Source organism: Mesotoga infera (genome assembly GCA_011045915.1).
Classification (GTDB): domain Bacteria; phylum Thermotogota; class Thermotogae; order Petrotogales; family Kosmotogaceae; genus Mesotoga; species Mesotoga infera_D.
Map to the genome: position 1 here is coordinate 1 of DSBT01000245.1, position 3034 is coordinate 3034.

Here is a 3034-nt window from a genome sequence, read left to right on the forward strand (position 1 = left end):
CTAAAACCTCTGACCCTGGCCTTTGCTCTCACAACTCATAACATGTAACTTGGAACTGATATTTTGCTCTTACCAACCCGCAACCACCAACCCCGAACCTCGTCATTTATTCTTGCATCTTGGAACCGACAACTTACAACTGCTCTTCGAAGGACGGGTTCTTGCTCTTTGACGAAGGACCAAGGACGGCTCTTCTCAGCGCACAGCGGCTCATAAATCCCCGCTCGAGCGGGGAGACCGCTTGAGGTGGGCAGTGTGCTCCTTGAAGCGCAGCTCGCATCGATGCAGCTGGTCAGACTTTGACAGATGTATTCACTCTTAACGTGATTGGTCTATGCTATATGTTCTTACCAGGACCAACAACGAAAAATCGGATTTGAACAAGCAGCTGCTCTCTATACCAGTAATTGACCTTGCCAGATTACTCAATAGCAGAGAATCACTATCAGTCGCTTCTCACTTGACATTTTTTCTATATTCTTCTATACTATATTCCTGAGGAATATATTCAGACGGGAGGTATTTCATGAACTCGGAAAACGCGCCTTGTTGTCATGGGGGATACGAGAAGATGCACAGATTCCTCGAATTCTGTCTTCTATTGCTACTGAAGGAAGAGAGCAGCCACGGATATGGGCTCATTGAAAAGCTGCCTTACTTCGGATTCTCTTCCGAAGAGCTTAACATCGGAAACCTGTACAAGACCCTAAGAAAGATGGAAAGCCAAGAGTTCGTAAATTCTCATTGGGTCGAAGGTGGGCAGGGTCCAAAGAAAAGGGTTTACGAGATTGCAGCTTTGGGTCTTGAGGAACTGAATATATGGATTGACGCTTTGAAGAGAAGAAAGGTAATGATAGAAAAGGCAATTGGAAGATACGATAAGATCTCCGTTGCTCAAGGGAAATCTCCGGACCCGGTGCCAGCAAGTGAGTAATCCCATATTCAGGATCGTTAGCTCTGGGCGAGGCTGACCACGTTGCAGTGGATATGTCGCACGACGACAGTAGATCTCTGAATTCATCGGCTTTTTCGGTCTTTGGTCAGCAGTGTGGCAATGGGAAATTCTTGAGGCAAGCAATTGAACTTTCGGCAAAAAAAGGCTATGCGCTTTATGCAAGCGTTGGGAGGATGAATGCTTTGACAACTGTAATAGTAATATACGTTTTTCTTGCTCTCGCACTTGTTCTATCAATGATCAAGAGCAAAGAAAAGACAAAGAAAGCTTTCAAAGTGGCTGGAAAGGCTCTGGTAAAGACTATGCCAAGTCTTCTGGCGGTTCTAGGAATAGTCGGCCTTACACTGGGAATTCTTACTCCAGAGAAGATATCTACTTTTCTAGGAGCTGAGGGTGGTTGGTTCGCAACGATTCTTGCCGCAGTAATAGGAGCGATCATGCTAATACCTTCTCTAGTCGCTTTTCCACTTGCCGGTTCACTATTACGCTCAGGAGCCACTGTCACAACAATTTCCGTATTCATAACCACTCTCGTTATGGTCGGCTTTGTGACAATTCCGCTCGAGGCTAAAATACTCGGCAAGAAATTTACGGCCATGAGAAATGGGCTTGGCTTTGTAGGGGCGCTGGTAATAGCGATTATTATGGGGATGATAATATGAACAAGACCTTCAAAAGATTTCTAGTTCCGATTTCTATAGCTTTGGTCTTTGTAGTCCTTGCTTTCATAACACCTGATACAGCAAAGTCGGCCGCAACGATTTCGCTTGACTACTTCATGGAGATGGTGCTCATTCTTCCACCGGTCTTCATACTGATGGGACTGATGGAGATCTGGATTCCAAAAGACAAGATACAGAAGTGGCTGGGAAATGATTCCGGCATAAAGGGTGCAGCTCTTTCAATAGCCATGGGCACATTGCCAACCGGGCCTCTTTATGTTGCTTTTCCCCTGGCATCTTCACTTCTGAAAAAGGGAGCAAGTATCGTGAACGTCGTTCTGTTTTTAGGTTCCTGGGCAGCGTTGAAGATTCCACAACTCATGGTGGAAGTGAAGTTCATGGGTATTTCATTCACCATCTTGAGGTTTTCGCTCACCCTGGCAGTATTGACGTTAATCGGATTGACCATTCAGCTTGTCATGAAGAAAGACGCCTTCGTCAAGGGAGAAGTTGCCAAAGCAAATGATTAGCAGCCCTTCTGGAAATGCAATAGAGAGGAGGCGATTACAGCGTTCAGTTTGCTGGGAAAAGATATCGGTTTTCTGGCACCAATAATTAAGTTTGTAGCAAGACATCCGGGCATCATGAGATCCAGGGTTTTCATGAAAGCAATGAAGACATTTCCTGCTAAAGTCAGTCGTACTTATGATGAAAAGGTCAAGAAGAATGAGTTAGCTTATTTGGAGATCAAAGAAGGATTAAGACTAATCGAAGGTAGCCCCATGCGGATCCTGGATTTGTGTACAGGATCGGGAGCAGCAGCAATCTTATCCGCTTTCTCTTTCCCTGAAGCAACGATTGATGCCCTCGACTACAGCGAGGAAATGCTCAAGATAGTAGGCGAGAAGACAGAACTACTAAATCTCAATAATGTGAGAACGGTAAGAGGAGATGCTGCGAGTCTTCAGTACGCAGACGGATCTTTTGATCTCATCACTTCATCAAATGCTCCCGTCTATCTGCCTGAGATCGAGAGAGTTCTGAGGTCCGGCGGCTTCGTTCTCCTCTCATTTTCATTCGCAGGTTCGTCATTCATCAAGGCAGAAAAGAGTATTGACCGGTACTTCAAAAGACACAATCTTGAGTTTCGTGCGCTTAAACGTGCGGGCAAGGGAGCCTTCGCAATTGCAGCGAAGGCGCCCGCTATACAATAAAGAGAAGCTACAGGCCTTTCTGAATACCGTGGTTGGGGGTAGGTCGGTAAGAGCAAGAACAGAATTGATGCTGCCTTCGACAGGAGGCCTTCTCAGGTCAACCGTCAACAGTCCACCGTCCTCCGAATCGGGACCCTCTGACGCGGATCGGATTAGGAAGTGATGCCCGGAAGAGCATCCGGGGAAGTGATGCTGACGCTTAC

General features: G+C 46.2%; 4 protein-coding genes. All 4 read left to right on the forward strand.

Annotated elements, in window-relative coordinates:
• The first annotated feature begins 526 nt into the window (after positions 1 to 526).
• Genes ENN47_08400 through ENN47_08415 form a run of 4 tightly spaced genes read left to right on the forward strand, consistent with a single transcriptional unit; the run spans position 527 to position 2831 of the window.
• On the forward strand, positions 527 to 934 hold the full coding sequence (locus tag ENN47_08400) for a PadR family transcriptional regulator (protein HDP78188.1): 408 nt from the start codon (positions 527 to 529) through the stop codon (positions 932 to 934).
• A 53-nt stretch (positions 935 to 987) separates the two neighbouring features.
• The gene (locus tag ENN47_08405) at positions 988 to 1617 is read left to right on the forward strand and encodes a permease (GenBank protein ID HDP78189.1); all 630 of its coding nucleotides are present in this window, start codon (positions 988 to 990) and stop codon (positions 1615 to 1617) included.
• Positions 1614 to 2147 carry a hypothetical protein gene (locus ENN47_08410; GenBank protein ID HDP78190.1) on the forward strand — a complete coding sequence of 178 codons (534 nt, stop codon included), beginning with the start codon at positions 1614 to 1616 and terminating at the stop codon, positions 2145 to 2147. Before ENN47_08405 ends, ENN47_08410 begins: the two co-directional genes overlap by 4 nt.
• A 48-nt stretch (positions 2148 to 2195) precedes the next feature.
• The gene (locus ENN47_08415) at positions 2196 to 2831 is read left to right on the forward strand and encodes a methyltransferase domain-containing protein (GenBank protein ID HDP78191.1); all 636 of its coding nucleotides are present in this window, start codon (positions 2196 to 2198) and stop codon (positions 2829 to 2831) included.
• The last annotated feature ends 203 nt before the right edge of the window (positions 2832 to 3034 follow it).